This window comes from Microcoleus sp. SVA1B4, assembly GCF_036700545.1.
GTDB lineage: Bacteria > Cyanobacteriota > Cyanobacteriia > Cyanobacteriales > Microcoleaceae > Microcoleus.
In genome coordinates this window covers 17,931-34,774 of sequence record NZ_JAUBPB010000005.1, presented here as the reverse complement: position 1 = coordinate 34,774, position 16,844 = coordinate 17,931, and the positions used below count along the sequence as shown (strand labels likewise).

Sequence of the window (16,844 nt, the reverse complement as noted above, 5' to 3'; positions counted from 1 at the left end):
CTATCCTTTGACTCCTGCCGCAGTTTCTGTTGGCACAATGTATTTTTGCAAAAGCAAAAATAGTCCTAAAACTGGAACAATAGAAATAATAGAACCCGCCGCCACTAAACGCCAATCTAAGGAAAATGTCCCGGCTAAATTGGCTACACCTAAAGGTAAAGTGTAATATTCCGGCCTGTCTAAAACTAGCAGCGGCCACAGAAAGTCGCTCCAAGAACCGATAAATACGAAAATTCCTAAAGTAACTAAAGCCGGCTTAATTGCCGGAATCATGACGTGCCACCAAATGCCTAATTCGCTGCAGCCGTCGATGCGGGCGGCTTCTTCTAGTTCTTTGGGAACTGCTAGGAATGCTTGTCGTAATAAAAATATGCCGAAGGCTGAGGCTAGTCCGGGAAAGATTACGCCTAAATAACTATTTTTTAGTCCGAGTTGTACAGTCAATATGTATAGGGGAATCATGACTATTTGGAAGGGAATCATGATTGTGGAAACGATCGTGATTAAGATGGCTTCGCGACCGCGAAAGTTGAGTCGGGCTAAGGGGTAAGCGGCGAGGGCACAAAAGAGGACGTTGATGCTAACTGTGAGACCGGCAATTAGGGTGCTGTTGAAAAGGTAGCGGCCGAAGGGGTTGGTTTGCCAAACTTTGATGAAGTTTTCGAGGGTTGGCTGTTGTGGCCACAGTTGCGGGGGGAATTGAAAGATGTTTTCGTTGGGGGATTTGAGGGAGGTGCTGAGCAGCCACAGCAAGGGAAACAGCATTAAAAGTGCGATCGCGCTCATGATGCTGTACGTCCACAGGGTGCTCCACGGCGAGGGAGTGTTGTTTGGGGAATTTGGTTTTTTAGTTTTGAGATTGTTCATTGTTGGGATATGATAATAAGTCCTTGCTTCGTGAGAAGCCTTGTTGTCCATAAGGGGATTATTGCCATGAAACCGTTTATTTACGAAACTATGTACATTCTGCGCCCAGATTTGGGTGAGGAAATGACAGACCAGGCGATCGCTAAATATCAAACTATTTTGCGCGATCAAGGTGCTGAAAGCATCGAAACTCAGCACCGCGGCAAGCGCCGCTTGGCTTACGAAATCGGCAAGCACCGGGACGGAGTATACGTTCAAATGAACTATACAGCTCCGGGCGCTGCAATTTTTACCCTAGAGCGCGCGATGCGTCTGAGCGAAGAAGTGATTCGCTATTTGACTATCAAGCAAGATGTGCCAGATGCACCTGAAGCGGAAGCTGAAGCTGAAGTCGCCGAGTAGCATTCCTGTCAACTTAACGTTTTATGTAGTACCAGTCTACTGTTTGACGATTAGGGCCGCTTATTCTCCGGCACGCCTTTCTTAAGGGCTACCCTGTACACACAACTTGAAAAACTAACGTCAGAGCCTTTCGCTCCCCCTGGCAGCCTCCTGAAAAAGAGGCTGGGGGGAGCTCTGGAATTGTGGAACATAGTTTTTTAAGGGCGGGACTTGATGTTAATTGAAATTATAGGTGAATGGGCGATTGTTTTTCTACGGGAGGACGATCGCTCTTTTTTGTGGGGAGACTGCTGGGACTTAATCTATTTTTATCAACAAACAAAGCTCGCTTTTTGAGGATGGCGAGGGCGATTCACTTAGCCCAACTCTATTATCTAGTTGACTAGAAAAAACTTGACTATGCTTGAGCATAGCTGCTTAATCATTGTAAATCTAATTGTGATTCGCTACTTATTAAATTTACTGTTAACTAAGGCAAATTCGACTTTCTTGAGAGGCAAAATTCTGCATCTATAACTCTGAACCAAACTATAAAGTTATTTTTGCCCTTGGCAATTAGGTAGCCGCTAAAATGTGGCTCTTAGAAGAGGAGTATTGTCAAATTTTGCCAACTGCTGCTTGAGGTTGGGCCTGAATCAACTAGCCCAAGGTCGATCGCACTCCCTGCAACCTCGATCGAGATTCTCGCCCCATAGCCCAATTGTAAACTTTTGTGACAATTTTTATTTGGTAGCTTTAGATACAGAATTGTCTGTTATAGTGATAGAAGAGAAGAAAAAACAAGCCCAACATTAATCTAAAGAATACGGAGGAACCCCATATGTCTACCGAAAATCAAGCTCGCTCTCTGATGATGCGCCACCACCAACTGGTGAAGAACCGCCAGCAATCCATGCTCAACCGCACCGCCACCGAAGTCGGGATGGAAGATACGCACTACTGGGGTCACATTCAAGGCAAACCGCAGCCCAGCTTTCAAGCCAGCTACGATCGCAGCAACGCCACTATGAGCTAGGGCAAACTCAATTTCGACAATTGTCTACGAAGTTATTACCTATAATTTGGAGAAATCAGTTATGTCCACTCAAGAACAAGCCCGCAACCTGATGATGCGCCATCAACACGTCGTCAAAAACCGTCAGGAATCCATGCTGAGCCGTGTGGCTGCTGAAGTTGGTTTAGATGCTGGTTCTCCAGCGAGTATCGATCGCAAATAACCCCTTTTTTCAACGGCGAGATAGTTGAATCGAGTGTGTTGTTTGCTAGCTAAAAATTAATAATGTCAATTACCAAACCGTCGCGACTTCTTCTTGAGTTCTAACTCAAGATTGGAAGCCGCGATTAGTTTTATGGGGAATTAGGAATTGGGAATGAGGAATGGGAAATTGGGCCCAAAAGAATGGCAAATCTAAAATCTAAAATCTAAAATCGTTCGACTGAGCGCTCACGCCGAAGTCTAAAATCTAAAATCTAAAATCTAAAATGGTATAATCCCCTTTCAGCAGATTGAAGGCTACTAGGGAGGTCATGATGTCAGACTGGAAAGAAATTGACGGCGGAGTTACAGCACCCAGAGGGTATCGAGCATCGGGAATTACAGCGGGCTTGAAGCCTTCAGGCTTACCAGATTTAAGTTTAATTTTGTCAGAGGTAGACGCGATCGCCGCCGGAGTCTTCACAACCTCCACTGTCCGGGCTGCTTGCGTGGACTACTGCCGCCAGCGTTTGCAAGCTAAACCCAGTGCGAAAGCAATTTTGTGCAATGCGGGACAAGCTAATGCTGCTACTGGCGAACAAGGTTTGGCAGATGCCCTCGAAAGTGCCGAATTGTTGGGAGAAGCGCTGAATATTCCTCCAGAATCGATTCTTTTGGCCTCCACTGGCGTCATCGGACAGCGGATAAAAATGGAGCCGCTGAGGGCGGGAATTCCCCGATTAGTTGCTGAGGCATCGGAAACTGGTTCCGATGCGGCGGCTAAGGCTATTTGTACGACTGATTTAGTGCCGAAAACGATCGCGCTGGAAACCATGTTTGGCGATCGACCCGTCCGCATCGGCGGCATTTGCAAAGGTTCGGGAATGATTCACCCGAATATGGCAACAATGCTGGCATTTGTAACTTGCGATGCAGCAGTGTCATCGCATTTGTGGCAAGAAATGGTGAGTCGGGCGGCTAACAGAAGTTTCAATCAAATTACTGTTGACGGCGATACCAGTACCAACGATTCGCTAATTGCTTTGGCAAACGGTCAATCCCGCACACCCGCAATTACAGAAATGGGGGCAGATGCTGAAAAATTAGAGGCGATGCTGACAGAAGTTTGCGTGCATTTAGCAAAGGCGATCGCCCGTGACGGCGAAGGTGCAACTTGTTTGGTGGAAGTGCAAGTTAGTGGCGCGCTAGATGAAGTTTCTGCGAGTAAAATTGCCAAAACAATTGTCGGTTCTTCTTTGGTGAAAGCTGCTATTTTCGGACGCGATCCGAATTGGGGCAGAATTGCGGCGGCGGCTGGGCGCGCTGGTGTCGCTTTCGAGCAAGAGAATTTGCGGATTCAATTGGGGGATTTTTTGATGATGGAAAACGGACAACCTAAAGAGTTCGATCGCGCTGCTGCAAGTAATTATATGAAAGCGGCTGCGGAAGGGGAATATTTGAAGGCTGATACGGTTTTAATTCAGGTTAGTGTCGGGAATGGCAGCGGTTTTGCGAAAGCTTGGGGATGCGATTTGAGTTACGACTACGTGAAGATTAATGCGGAGTATACGACTTAAATAAGTCCAGGCGGTTAGAAGTCCTGGTGGTTAGAAACCGCGCCTACAAAAACAAAACCAGACGAGAGAAAGTTGAAGGCAAATTTCACACAATTTAAACTAAATTCCCTCCCCGTGGGGGGAATTTAAAAAATCTCAAACCTTTACTCACCAAGTTAATCTCAGCTTTTTTCCTCCTCATTTTAAAATCGCTAAAGCCGTTACAGAGCTCAGCTTTTTAGGATTTTAACAAAAGAGCGCTAAAAATCTTATTCAGACTAAGTTTCAAGACTTTTTAAGGTTATTATTAATAATAAAAAAGTCTTGAAAACACGCCCTAACCAAAACTATCGGAGACAAACACATAGCCGCCACCATATCCAACATTATCATCCACTAATATTAAGCCCTCGTTACCCTGCGGTTCGCCACTCTGAGCAAGCCCATAATTCACCACGCGCAACAACCGCTGCGGCGTAAACGATTCCAATTCCACAAAATTGCCTGCATCCAGCCATGCTAGTTCTTCTGCTGTTAAACTTTGCCTTACAGCGTCGGGTAATTGACGGGCTGTTTGTGCGATTGTTTGAGATTGCTGCACAAACATATCGCGGGATGCTAAGATTTGACGGGGAGAAATTCCCAAATCAAAAATTGTCACCGCTTGATTCGCAAACCAGTTTGGATTAGTTCGCAGTTGATTTACCAAGCGAACTCCTGCAGGGCTCGCATTGTGCAGTGCATAGACTTTTAAATCGGTATTGCGCCGCAGCATTTCAATCACGGTACTGAAGATGCTTTGGGGATAGCCACTAATACTAAGAATGGCGCAGTTGTTTTCAAAATGGACGTTGTTGGCAATCAGGAATTGAGCGATTTCGTCACTGTCGCAGATAATTGCGCGATCGAAACTGTAGGCGCTAACTTCGCGATCGATGCTGGCGGGTAAAGCTTCTTGACGAGGTGCAGGGAGCAGTTTTTCTAATGTGCCGTTCACTGTTTGCCAGTCTCGCAGCCATTTATCGCTCTGCGCTTGATTAACTAGAAATATTTCACCCGTTATCTGTGGGCGAGTTTTTTGGTAAATGCCGAGCCAGTAGGAAAATAGCCCTAGTATAATCGCTACGATGTATCCTGGAAAATAATCAAATATTAGGCTTCCTGAAATGCCGCTCACTAAAATAATTCCCCCTAAAATTTGGAGGTTTTTAGCATTAATTCTTCTGCCGCGAATACCTTGAGCAGGAGATTTGCTGGAGTGGAAAAATAGCCATATCCAAATCAAATTGTAGAGAGCGAAGGAAATAATAACTGCGAATTGTGAGGAAAAAATAGCAAGAGCGAAGGTAAGGGAGAAGGTTCCAGCAAATACGCTAAACAAGAAGTAGGTCAAAATCCAACTGGTTTCTGGCGCGCGAGATTTAAGCTTTTGGTCAATAAAATACAAAAACTGTTTGTGCGTAAAAAACAACATATTTTGGCTGGAAATATTTTCGATCGCCTTTTTGAAAAAGGGATCGGTGAATGCCAATGTTTTATCAGTGACGGTAGTGGGTTCAAAGACAAACGGATGATTGCAATTCTTACAGCGACCTGAGTTCCTGGTACGATCGCGCAAATTGTTATCGGTATTACACTGGACGCATTTCATTCCCATTTCGGTTACTCCTGATTGATTTAATGGATTTATATCGTTGACGGTTGTTTTGGAATGATTTTACCGCAGAGGCCGCAGAGGGCGCAGAGGAAGAGAAGAGAGATAACTTCGTTACAACCGAGATGTTACACCATTGTCAGCAACAGGCAAGATGCCTGTTCCACAAGAGAATTTATTTATTGTGGAACAGGCATCTTGCCTGTTCTTAAGAATGGTGTAACATCTCAGGTTTAAAATACTTGCCCGTTTAACAAGATAGAATAGTCTTCTCGCTGTCGAATTAATCGATCGCCCTTAGCATCAATTAACACCTCAGCAGGGCGGGGGCGGTGCAGAAAATGAGATGACATCGCATAGCCGTAAGCCCCGCTATCCAAAATTGCGATCGTATCCCCAGTTTTGAGTTTGGGTAGCCAACAGTTGCGCCCCAAATAATCCCGCGAATAAGTTGTGTTGCCGCAAATATCCGTTTCATGCCGCGATACATCGCCAGTTTCCCAAGTTGCGATCGCCCGATAGCCCCCGTGCACCGCAGGTACCGATAGATTTGATACAGTCGTATCCACGCCGACAATTTGCCTGTCGCCCAACCACTTCACCGAAACAACTTTCGCAAGCAAAACGCCACAACCTGCGATCGCCGATCGTCCCGGTTCAATCACCAACTCGATCGGGCGAGATAGCGCACTCAATCGTTCAGTAATCGCCGCACCAAACTCCCGCCAGTCAAACACCGCACCGCCTCGATAGGGATAGCCAAAACCACCGCCAAAATCGAGGGTTCGCCAATCGGGCAACAGTTGGGCGATCGCAATTAGCCGATCGATCGCCTGCGTAAAAGCACTCGTGGCGTTAGTTCCAGTCCCCCTATAAAAATGCAATCCGGTAATCCTCAACCCCTGCTGCTGCGCGATTTCGTTGGCTTTCTCGAATTCGGCGGGACGCACTCCAATCCGACTGTCTCCCGTCAATTCTGGTGAGTTGAGGCGCAGTCCAATTTCGGCACGGATCGATCGCGGTTGACTCCCGGAATATTCGCAAAAATCTTGGAGTTGGGACAGACAATCGAAGTTAAATTGATCGATCTTCCATTCAATCAATTGCTGAATATCCGCCCTGTTGAGGTTACTGCCGGTGTAGACAATGCGATCGCTCGTAAAACCCGCTTTCAGTCCCAAAAAAACATCCCCCGGTGTATTCGCGTGTAGCCCCCAACCAGCCTGCTGAATCAATTGCAACAGAGCAATATTGCCGTTGGTGACGCTAGCAAAATGAAACTGAACGTGCGGATAGTCGATCGATCGGGTAATATCGTCAAGGGTTTGACGGAGGATATCGGCCTGATACACATATAAAGGCGAACCATAAGTTGACAAAAGTCGCTGGGCCATTGCTTCGGAGAACGGCGGCGAATGAGTTTTGGTTTCATTCTGTAGCAAAGATTCCGTCATAAGGAAGAAGTTTGGCAACGAGGAATGTACGGGATTTAACGGATGTAACGGAGGTTATATCAAGTCCGATGGATCTGTCTGATATAATTCCATATCTTGTAGGGGCGGGTTCACCATTATTCTCAAATTCAAAGCCAACAAATTTATAAACCCGCCCCGCCCATATCAACTGTCAACTGTCAACTATCAACCATCAACCTCCTTCGATATTTCCAAATGCGTTGCCCGATCGCCGGTGGCAACCAAAACACATGATCGAGCGATCGCTTAACCGGAATTTCGCCTAAAACCTCGGTTCGCCATGCCTGCCACATCAGCAGCAACCAGAGATTATTGCCAATATAGCGATCGCGCATGGCAACTCCGAGTTGTCCCGATAACATCGAGTCAGCCAAATGGGGCTGCCAGCAATTTTGCGATCGCAACAGATTCGGATTCAGCCGATCGCCGATCGCAGCCCAAAACTCCCGGTAATACCAAACCTTCAACGGGACTCCCATCCCGCGCTTTTCCCGCCAGACAATTTCCGGTGGCAACCAGCGTTCGGAGGCTTTTTTGAGGATGTATTTTTCGCACGCACCTTGCAGTAGCAGCTCGCCAGGGAGTTGAAACGTCCACTCCGTGAGGTCGGGGTCGCAGAAGGGCGATCGCACCCACAAACCGCAAGCAAACCCCAATGCCGTTGCCCTCGGCTGAATATTTTGGGCACCTTTGAGCATCAGCGAAGCCCGCCGCAGCCTCGCTAGCAGGGAAGGACACCTCTTCGACAAACAACCGGGATCGATCGCGTCTTGCAGATAAACGCTCAAATCGTGAGACTGGATGCGATCGAGCATTTCTGGCGAAAAAATCTGTTTTTCATAACCATAAAATCGCTGAAACGTCCGCAAATACTGCTGTTCAAAAGTTTCTTTTCCGGCCGGATGTTCTGCCGTGTAAACTCCGTGTGCAATCAAAGGCTTGTTTGTCCATCCGGCAAATAACTGATCGCCATTCTCGCCATTGAATACAACTCGCACGTCTTGCGCCGCCGCCTGTTTGAGCAAAAACAGCGCAGCCGTCGTGCCATCTCCATAGGGTAAATCGAGGGCTTTGGCGGTTGGCCCGATCGCCCGCAACACTGCATCGCCCGTCGCCGCCACTCGGATCAGCGGAATCTGAAAAAAGTCCGCCACCTGTTGGGCGTAGGGCAGTTCGGAATAGGCTTCGACACCAAAATCGAGGGCATAGGCGCGCACCTGCAAGCCTGCTTTCACTAGCAGCGCCGTTACCAGGGAAGAATCGATGCCGCCGGAGAGTAAAACGCCCACGGGTTCGTCGATCGGCAAATCGGCCACTTGTCGATCGATCGCCTGTTGCAACAGCCCTTGCAATTGTGCGATCGCCTCATCCTCACGGCGCAGTAGTTGGGGCGCTTCTTGCCAAGCTGAAGGCAGCGATCTCACTTTCGGCAGATCCTTAATATCGGCGATTTCCCAAATCATCTCGCTTCCGGCTGCTACGGATGCAATTTGCTCGATCGGCGTTAACGGCGTGGGCACGTAGGAAAAACAAGCATAACTGTGTAGGGCGATCGGGCTAATTTGAGGGGAAGCAATCAGCGGTAGCAGCAATTGCATTTGCGTCGAAAACCAAATCGTTTCTCCCAACTGCATCCAGTACAACGGCACTCGCCCAAACGGATCGCGCCCCAGCCTTAGCTGTTTCCCTTCTACCGCGGCCCAAGCATCTCCCGGTAAATCGGTTGGCCCAAATCGCCCGCAAGCATTCAGCGTCACTGTGTCAGCCGTGAGGATTGATGCAGAGGCGATCGCCCACTCTGATAATTTGCCCTGCCGAATGCAGTAATCTGGGACTAAACGGCTGAGCGTTTTTGTGCGATCGTCCAGTCCCCAATAGCCGATGAAATGTGCAGGTTTGTCGATCGCACCCATTAGATATCTCCCATAATCATTGTGGAACAGGCATCTTGCCTGTTCAAAACAGGCTTTTTTGGATAAGTCTATTTATTTCACCGTGAAAGGTTCACTGCTGATGACGCGCCCATCCAGGGACATCCGAACTTCCCATTTGCCTGGGGCCGCAGCAGATCCGAGATCGTAAAAGCAGTGGGTATTCCAAACCGCAGTATCGATCGTGCGAGTTTGATACCTGCCCTGATGCACAGTTTGACCGCTAGAATTAATCCAGTCGCATTGTAAAGACAACTCACGACCGATCAGAGCATTTTGCAACGTCACCTGATAGTAAACGCGGGGATTGATTTGACGGTTGACTTGAGTAAGGCTGTCACCGCCCTTTTGAGATAGGGCAATTCGGTCTTCTCCTGCGACAATTTGAGCAGTTTGCTGCTGCTGATTTTGCCCGAACAGCACGCCTATACCGATCGCAGATATGACACACGCTGTCGAGGCGATCGCGATCCAGCGGTTGCGTCGCTGCTGTTTTTCTAGGACTTCGCGGCGGCGCATTTGGGCGATCGCATCTTCTAAAAGCTCATCAGGCAGATTCAACTCCCGTAAAATTTCTCTTACCTGATCGGGTTCCAATTCTAACTCGCGCTGCTGCGATAACTTGTCGATTTCAGCGACTACCTGTGCTAACTGAGTTTGAGTGAGTCGAGGTTCCATAGAGTTCCTTCCCAGTAAAAATTAGATATAAAAATCACATCACATTTCTCTTCTCTTCCTCTGCGCCCTCTGCGCTCTCTGCGGTTAAATTACTCATATTATTCAATAAACAGCTCTCAAAGTCAATTCATAAAAATCCTAACCTTAACCTCATAAAATTCATGTAAAAGCTATGGTAAGGTGCGTCGCCATCTATACTCTCCAATTTTTATTGAATCTCTGACAGCGACGCACCCTACACATTATCGCTAAGTCCTCTATTTAAGAACCTCGATTATAAAATCAAGACTGCTGCACACTTCTATTTTTGTTTCACTTAAAGGCAATTTGCCTGAATTGATTTTTTCCTGTTGGCGATTCAACCAAATTGCGTTTAATCCCGCATTTTTAGCACCACAATAATCAGCTTTGAAGCTGTCGCCGATATGCAACACATTCTCCGCAATACAGTTGTGCTTTTGCAAAGCGGCGGTAAAAATTTGAGAATCGGGTTTGGCTGCGCCAACTTCGGTGGAAATTGTCACTGATGTGAAATATTCAGCTAAATTTAGTGCTTTTAATACTGCATAAATTCTGGAATCGAAATTCGAGACTACTGCTAATTCTATTCCTTGTTGCTGCCACTTATTTAATGCTGGCAATACGTCGGCATAGACGAACCAAGGTTCGGCGGTGGCAAAATGAGCGTAGAGTTCGACAAAGAATTTGGGAAAGTCAGAAAATTGCTGGAAAATGCCTGCTATTTGGAATGCTTTTGCGGAAACTGTTTGCCACCACTCAAATTCTAATTGGGGAATTTTTGCCGTTTCTCTCCCTGGAAATGCCATCGGGCTTGCTGAGGCGAAACTTTGGAAAAAGGCTGCATTTAACTCTTCGCTTTTAACTGTTACTCCAAAACTCTTGGCTAGTTCTCCGTAGACTTCGCCGACGCTACCGCGAACATCAAATAGTGTACCTGCGGCGTCTAAAAAAATTACTTTGGTCATTTGTTATTTGTTATTTGTTATTTGTTATTTGTTATTTGTCAGGTTTTTGGGTGGTTTAAACCGCTACTATACAAACAAAGTCCGCCTGCGCGGACTAATAAATACAGTTAACAGTTAACAGTTAACTAACTTTTCAGCAAATCCTGAATCGGCTTGCTAATCCAATTGAAACCAACTTTTAGCTGATGATCAAATGTTGGCATCCGATAGAGATAGGCTAGGCGGCGAGCAATGTGGGCTAGTTGTCCGTCGAGTTTAATTCCTAAACCGGCTAGGGTGGCGTTGTCATTTCCTAATGTCATCATTTCTCCTAGGGGCTGATAGCGGAAAGGAAGTAATGGGCGGCCGGTCAGGGAGGCCCAAATGTTCCATGCGGTGTAGTCAGCTTGCTGGAAGGCTGTTTGGGCTGTTCCGGGGACTTTTTGACCATTTGCATCGTGACATTCAGCTAAGTCTCCCAAGGCAAATATATCTGGATGGTCGATAATTTGCATCTGCGGATTGACTATTAATTGACCGCGCTGGTTTTGTTTGAGGGGTAGCGATCGCACTGCTTGACTAACTTGAGTTCCTACTGTCCACAGCACTATGTCTACGGGGAGAACATCTAATTGTCCTTTGTAAAGTAAGGATATTGTGTCTGCTTCGATCGCCTCTACTGCTGTTTCTAAGTCGATCCACACTTTCCGTTTTTCTAAAGCTTGGGTGGCGGCTTGGCGGTTAAACTCCGGTGATGTCCGCAGAATCATGTCCCCTTGCTCAACTAACCGCACGCGACCTTTTTCTCCGAGTCGATCGGCTAATTTACAAGCTAATTCTACTCCTGAATAACCGGCGCCGACGATCGCCACCCGAATTTTGTCGTTGTTGCTGGCTTCTAAAAACCGCAGTCTTTCTTCTAAGCGGTAGGCGTCGTCGAGAGTGCGAAATGAGTAAGCATATTCAACGGCACCTTTGACCATATCTAGAGGGGTTTTGCCGCCTAAAGCTAAAACCAGGCGATCGCACGGAATTTCTGGCCCGTCGTGTAACTGCACTCGCTTTTGCTCCACATCGATGCCGGAGACAGTACCTTGACAAAAGCGCACACCTGTGTTTTCCAAGAGTTCGGCAAACGGGGGGGCAATTTCCCAGGTTTGGAGTTCGCCGGTCAGGAGTTCGTACAGCAAGGGAACGAACAAAAATCGATCGCGGCGGTCAACTAGGACTATTTCGGGTTTTTCGGTTTTGGAGAAGGGTAACTGACTCAAGCGCAGGGCTGTGTAGAGTCCGCCGAAGCCTCCGCCGAGAATGCAAATCCGGGGTTGTTGTTGAGTCATGGTTTTTTGTTTGAGGGGCTGGTCGGTAGCAAGGAAACTTATCTTATTCTAACGAGAGTGAGGGAGTGGGGAAGGGGAGTGGGGGAGTGGGAGAGTCGCAGAGTGGGAAAGTGAGAAAATCTTCCCTATTTCCCTCGAACCTCAACATCCATTCGTTAAATCCGTTAAACTGAGATGTTGCACCATTGTCAGCAACAGGCAAGATGCCTGTTCCACAAGAAAATCTATTCTTTGTGGAACAGGCATCTTGCCTGTTCAGAAAAGGCTTATTGAGAATGGTGCAAGATGTGAATTTAACTCATATGTTGCACCATTCTCAATAAGGCAGGACTTACGCACGCATCTTGCCTGTTCTTGATAATAGTTCTCTTCACAAGAAAATGCACTTGTTGTGGAACAGGCCTCTTGCCTGTTCTTGATAATTGTGCTCTGGGCGTGAGTTAAATCCATTAAATCCGTTAGACAATGCGTTTCCGAACTGTTTTCTACCTTTATAGCCTTGATTAGCTCTACCTATTAGCCACCCTCAAATTTTCTGAATGTTCGCAGAACTAATTTTGTACTATATTAGTTTATAACGAATTATTTCGCCAATTTAATTCACTTTTTATAGGGTAATCTACTCTAACACTTGCCCCCGCACTCACAAGTGAAAAAATCATGCAAATTTCCTCTAATTCTTCTAAATTTAAGAACGGCGATCCCAATAAGGAAGACGGCTCATCTTTGTTAAAAAGCGAAGAAAAATATAAAAATTTAGTAGCTAATATTCCTGGTGCTGTCTACCGCTGTACCTGCGAGTATACGGACGAGGAGGAATTAACACGCACAATGGCGTTTTTGAGCGAGGCTGTTCAAGAAATATCAGGCTATCCTTCTTCTGATTTTATCAACGATCGCGTCCGTTCTTTTGCCAGCATTATCCATCCTCAAGACCGCAAAAATGTGGATGCTACTGTCAAAAAAAGTGTAGAAACCAGAACTCCGTACATCCTTGAATACCGGATTGTCCGGGCTGACGGCGCTATTAGCTGGGTTTACGAAAAAGGCAAAGCTGTTTGCTGCGAGGCGGAAGAGGATAGAGGAAAACAAGAGGAACAAGGAGAAATTGAGGGCTTTTTGTCGGCTGTGGTTTTGCCAGTTTCGCCGGTTTCGCCGATCGCAAATTCTCAGTGTCGGGTTGTTTATCTCGACGGAGTAATTTTGGATATTACGGAACGAAAGCGAGCTGAGGAAAACCTGCGAAACACTCAAGATTTTCTGAATGCGGTACTGCAAAATCTACCAATTAGCGTCTTTATTAAAGATGCTGTAGAGCAAAAATTTATTTATTGGAATACTGCTAGCGAAGAATTGTTTGGCTATTCCAGGGATGAAGTGATTTTAAACAATGCTGCTGACTTGTTGGAGTCAGTTCAGGCCAATTACTTGCAAGCACAAGATTTAGAAGTGCTGGAAACTAGAAAAGGCGTAGATTTGCCCGAACAAACTATCGAACTTCCGCACCGAGGCAAGCGGATTTTGCACACAAAAAAAGTTCCTTTGTTTGACGAATCGGGCGCGCCTAAGTACATTTTGGGTATTGCTGAAGATATTACGGAAAGCAAAAAAACTGAAACAGAATTGTTGCGCTTGGCCATTGTGGCTCAAAAAACGCAAAATGGTGTGATTATTACTGATGCTCAAGGCTGCATTGAATGGGTGAATGAAGGATTTACTCGGATTAGCGGTTATGTGCTGGCAGAAATGCAGGGAAAAAAACCGGGTGATGTACTGCAAGGCGCTCAAACAGACCCGGTAACTATTGCTCAACTGCGATCTGCTTTGGCTGCGGGCGTGCCGTTTAATCAGGAAATATACAATTACAGCAAGGATGGAAAGGGTTATTGGGTGGCGCTTTCGATCGCCCCAATTTATCAAGAAAATGGCGAACTAGAAGGTTTTATTGCGGTACAAACTGATATTACGGATCGCAAGCAAGCAGAGGCAACAGTCAGGGAGAGGGAGAATTATTACCGCTGCATTGTCGAGACGGCTTCGGAGGGCGTTTGGATGTTTGACAGCGAAAGTATCACGACTTTTGCTAACAGCATGATGGCCGAAATGCTGGGGTATACTGTGGAGGAAATGCTGGGGCGATCGCTATTTGAGTTTATCGACTGCGAGTCTAGGAAAATAGCAGAAAGTTACGTCCAGCGCCGGCGGCAAGGCATTCGCGAACGCCACGATTTTAAGTTTACTCGCAAAGACGGATCTCACTTGTGGGCGATCGTCTCGGCGACGCCGATGTTCGACGGTGAGGGCGAATTTTCCGGGGTGTTGCGGATGATTACCGATATTAGCGATCGCAAACAAGCCGAAGCAGAATTGCGCCAAACTCTCCAAGAGTTGGAATTTGAAAAATTTGCTTTGGATCAATCGGCAATTGTCTCGAATACCGACGAATTCGGAGCCATTACCTATGTCAACGATCAATTTTGCGAACTCTTTAAATATTCCCGAGAAGAACTGATTGGCAAAACCCACAGACTTGTCAATTCTGGCTATCACTCAGCCGATTTTTTCAAGGAGCTTTGGTCAACCATCCGCCAGGGAAAGGTTTGGCGAGGAGAAATGAAAAATCAAGCTAAAGATGGCACATTATTCTGGTTGGATACTACCATTGTACCTTTCTTAAATACCAACGGCGAACCCCATCAATATGTAGCAATTCGTAAAGATATTACCGATCGCAAACACGCAGAAGAAGCGGTGCGACTTTCCGAAAGTCAATTGAGGGCTAAAAATCAAGAATTGGCAAAAGCCCTGCGGGATGTGCATAAAACTCAAAGCATGATGGTTCAAAATGAAAAAATGGTAAGTTTGGGGCAATTAGTCGCTGGCGTTGCTCACGAAATCAACAATCCAGTTAGCTTTATTTACGGCAACGTCATGCACGCTGACGATTACTTTAAAGACTTGCTAAAAATGCTGCAACTTTACCAGCAGGAATACCCGCAACCAACATCGGCAATTCAACAAGAAATAAATGATGTTGATTTAAATTTTCTGCTCAAAGATTTGCCGAACCTCTTAAATTCGATGAAAATGGGAGCAGAGCGAATTCGTCAAATTGTGCTGTCACTGAAGAATTTTTCGCGATTAGATGAAGCCGAACAAAAGCAGGTGGATATTCACGAAGGGATTGAAAGCACTTTGTTGATTTTGCAACACAGGTTGAAAGAAACGGCAGGGCATCCTAAAATTGTACTGATCAAAGAGTTCGGGAATTTGCCCCGCGTACAGTGTTATGCAGGACAGTTGAATCAGGTATTTATGAATATTATCGGCAATGCAATTGATGCTTTGGAAGAGGCAATGGAGACTGGACAGTGGGCGCAGGGGGAACAGGCGCTTATTCCTTATTGTCCTTCGCCGACGCTGCGGATTTGTACGGAGGTAAAATATGAACAGGATGCTTTGATGCCACCCGATTCTGCTGTTTCTGATACTTCGATTCGGCATCCTTCTCATATTGTGATTAGGATTGCTGACAACGGCCCGGGGATTCCGATAGATGTTCACGAAAGGCTGTTCGATCCGTTTTTTACTACGAAAGAACCCGGTAAAGGTACTGGTTTGGGGCTGTCTATTAGCTATCAAATTGTAGTGGAAAAGCACGGCGGGCAGCTTCATTGCGATTCTGCACCGGGTCAAGGTACGGAATTTGCGATCGAGATTCCTGTAGGGAATAGTCAGTAGTCAGTAGTCAGTAGTCAACAGTCAACAGTCAACAGTCAACTAATGAAATATAACGTAATTTACGACGGCAATTGCAATCTCTGCGTTACCTTGGTGCAGTTACTAGAAAACTTAGATAAAGGCCAGAATTTTGAGTATATTTCCATGCAAGATTTAGAGCAATTAAATCACTTTGGGATTACGTCTGGTGACTGCGAAATGGGGATGATTTTGATAGATGGCAACACCCCGGAACGCCGCTGGCAGGGCAGCGATGCGGCGGAGGAAATCGGACGGATATTGCCTGCTGGCGAGGTTTTTGTGGCTGCTTATCGGGCAATGCCGGGGATGAAGTGGATGGGCGATCGCGTGTACGAACAAGTCCGCGATAACCGCTATACTTTGTTTGGCAAGCGATCGACTACTTACAAATCTGTTTATCCAGTTGGCTGTAAGTCGATCGGCAATTGCGACAATCGGGACTAATACCAAATCCACCTTCGTTTCCGTAGGGGCAATCCCCCCGTGGTTGCCCGATTTCAATCGCCGATTGACCTTCAATCTAAAATCTAAAATCTAAAATCTAAAATCGATTGATTGATTAAACAAATCAAAAATCTGCTGGCAAAAGTCTTTGAGTTTTTGCGCCGACTCCACCGCAGGTTCGGTTAGGCCGAGAAAATTCCAATTTTCCACAGTAGAAAAGTGCCACTGCTGACCACTATGATCGTAACCGGCGGCCTCAACTCCGATCGCCCGCCGATATCCTTCCACCGGATCTTGGTAAAATCGGATTTGAATCAAAATGCTGCGGCTTTGCAACAAGCGGCTTCTACCGGGAAAATGGAAGCCAATGTCGATCGAATCTGGATCGACAAGTTCTCTAGTATCCTCGTCATTCATCCAAGGTTTCAAATCGACTTTTGCATCCGGGAATTCGGACTTGAATAAATTAACAACCGCAGCAATTTTGCTGGCAACTTCTATATTTTTGGCTTGTTCGGCAGCGTTCACTCGAAATACTCCTATCAAATATAGTTATTACATTTAGCTAATAATGT

At 46.3% G+C, this 16,844-nt stretch carries 14 protein-coding genes; 6 read left to right on the top strand and 8 right to left on the bottom strand.

The window, feature by feature from the left end:
* Positions 1–918, bottom strand: a complete 918-nt coding sequence (locus QT987_RS03960; RefSeq protein ID WP_333237450.1) for a carbohydrate ABC transporter permease — start codon at positions 916–918, stop codon at positions 1–3.
* Between the two features lie 15 nt (positions 919–933).
* Between QT987_RS03960 and rpsF the strand changes: the two genes are divergently transcribed.
* The 4 genes from rpsF (at position 934) to argJ (ending at position 4,041) form a co-directional block, all read left to right on the top strand.
* Positions 934–1,269 (top strand): 30S ribosomal protein S6, encoded by a 336-nt coding sequence (rpsF, locus tag QT987_RS03955; RefSeq protein WP_006631907.1) that lies wholly within the window; start codon positions 934–936, stop codon positions 1,267–1,269.
* Between the two features lie 820 nt (positions 1,270–2,089).
* Positions 2,090–2,284, top strand: a complete 195-nt coding sequence (locus QT987_RS03950; RefSeq protein ID WP_006631905.1) for a hypothetical protein — start codon at positions 2,090–2,092, stop codon at positions 2,282–2,284.
* A 61-nt stretch (positions 2,285–2,345) separates the two neighbouring features.
* Positions 2,346–2,486: a hypothetical protein gene (locus QT987_RS03945; protein ID WP_015176121.1), complete on the top strand. Its 141-nt coding sequence runs from the start codon at positions 2,346–2,348 to the stop codon at positions 2,484–2,486.
* A 313-nt stretch (positions 2,487–2,799) separates the two neighbouring features.
* On the top strand, positions 2,800–4,041 hold the full coding sequence (gene argJ / locus QT987_RS03940; protein ID WP_333237645.1) for a bifunctional ornithine acetyltransferase/N-acetylglutamate synthase: 1,242 nt from the start codon (positions 2,800–2,802) through the stop codon (positions 4,039–4,041).
* 316 nt (positions 4,042–4,357) lie between these two features.
* On the opposite strand, the gene QT987_RS03935 is transcribed toward argJ, so the two are convergent.
* The 6 genes from QT987_RS03935 to QT987_RS03910 form a co-directional block, all read right to left on the bottom strand.
* Positions 4,358–5,671, bottom strand: a complete 1,314-nt coding sequence (locus tag QT987_RS03935; RefSeq protein ID WP_333237448.1) for a hypothetical protein — start codon at positions 5,669–5,671, stop codon at positions 4,358–4,360.
* A gap of 236 nt (positions 5,672–5,907) precedes the next feature.
* Positions 5,908–7,128 carry a decarboxylase gene (locus tag QT987_RS03930; protein WP_333237446.1) on the bottom strand — a complete coding sequence of 407 codons (1,221 nt, stop codon included), beginning with the start codon at positions 7,126–7,128 and terminating at the stop codon, positions 5,908–5,910.
* Positions 7,129–7,307: 179 nt separating this feature from the next.
* Positions 7,308–9,062, bottom strand: coding sequence for an asparagine synthetase B family protein (locus QT987_RS03925; protein ID WP_333237444.1), 1,755 nt, complete (start codon positions 9,060–9,062; stop codon positions 7,308–7,310).
* A gap of 72 nt (positions 9,063–9,134) precedes the next feature.
* Complete coding sequence (locus tag QT987_RS03920; protein WP_333237442.1) at positions 9,135–9,758, bottom strand: DUF3859 domain-containing protein; 624 nt, start codon at positions 9,756–9,758, stop codon at positions 9,135–9,137.
* 257 nt (positions 9,759–10,015) lie between these two features.
* Positions 10,016–10,744, bottom strand: a complete 729-nt coding sequence (locus tag QT987_RS03915; RefSeq protein ID WP_333237440.1) for an HAD-IA family hydrolase — start codon at positions 10,742–10,744, stop codon at positions 10,016–10,018.
* Between the two features lie 125 nt (positions 10,745–10,869).
* A complete protein-coding gene (locus tag QT987_RS03910; RefSeq protein WP_333237438.1) occupies positions 10,870–12,063 on the bottom strand; it encodes an NAD(P)/FAD-dependent oxidoreductase in 1,194 nt (397 codons plus the stop codon).
* A gap of 660 nt (positions 12,064–12,723) precedes the next feature.
* On the opposite strand from QT987_RS03910, the gene QT987_RS03905 reads away from it, so the two are divergent.
* Both QT987_RS03905 and QT987_RS03900 read left to right on the top strand, forming a co-directional pair.
* Positions 12,724–15,804: a PAS domain S-box protein gene (locus tag QT987_RS03905; RefSeq protein WP_333237436.1), complete on the top strand. Its 3,081-nt coding sequence runs from the start codon at positions 12,724–12,726 to the stop codon at positions 15,802–15,804.
* A gap of 42 nt (positions 15,805–15,846) precedes the next feature.
* On the top strand, positions 15,847–16,269 hold the full coding sequence (locus tag QT987_RS03900) for a DCC1-like thiol-disulfide oxidoreductase family protein (RefSeq protein WP_333237434.1): 423 nt from the start codon (positions 15,847–15,849) through the stop codon (positions 16,267–16,269).
* Positions 16,270–16,359: 90 nt separating this feature from the next.
* Here the strand turns inward: QT987_RS03900 and QT987_RS03895 are convergent, their stop codons facing one another.
* The gene (locus QT987_RS03895; RefSeq protein ID WP_333237432.1) at positions 16,360–16,797 is read right to left on the bottom strand and encodes a hypothetical protein; all 438 of its coding nucleotides are present in this window, start codon (positions 16,795–16,797) and stop codon (positions 16,360–16,362) included.
* Positions 16,798–16,844 lie beyond the last annotated feature (47 nt).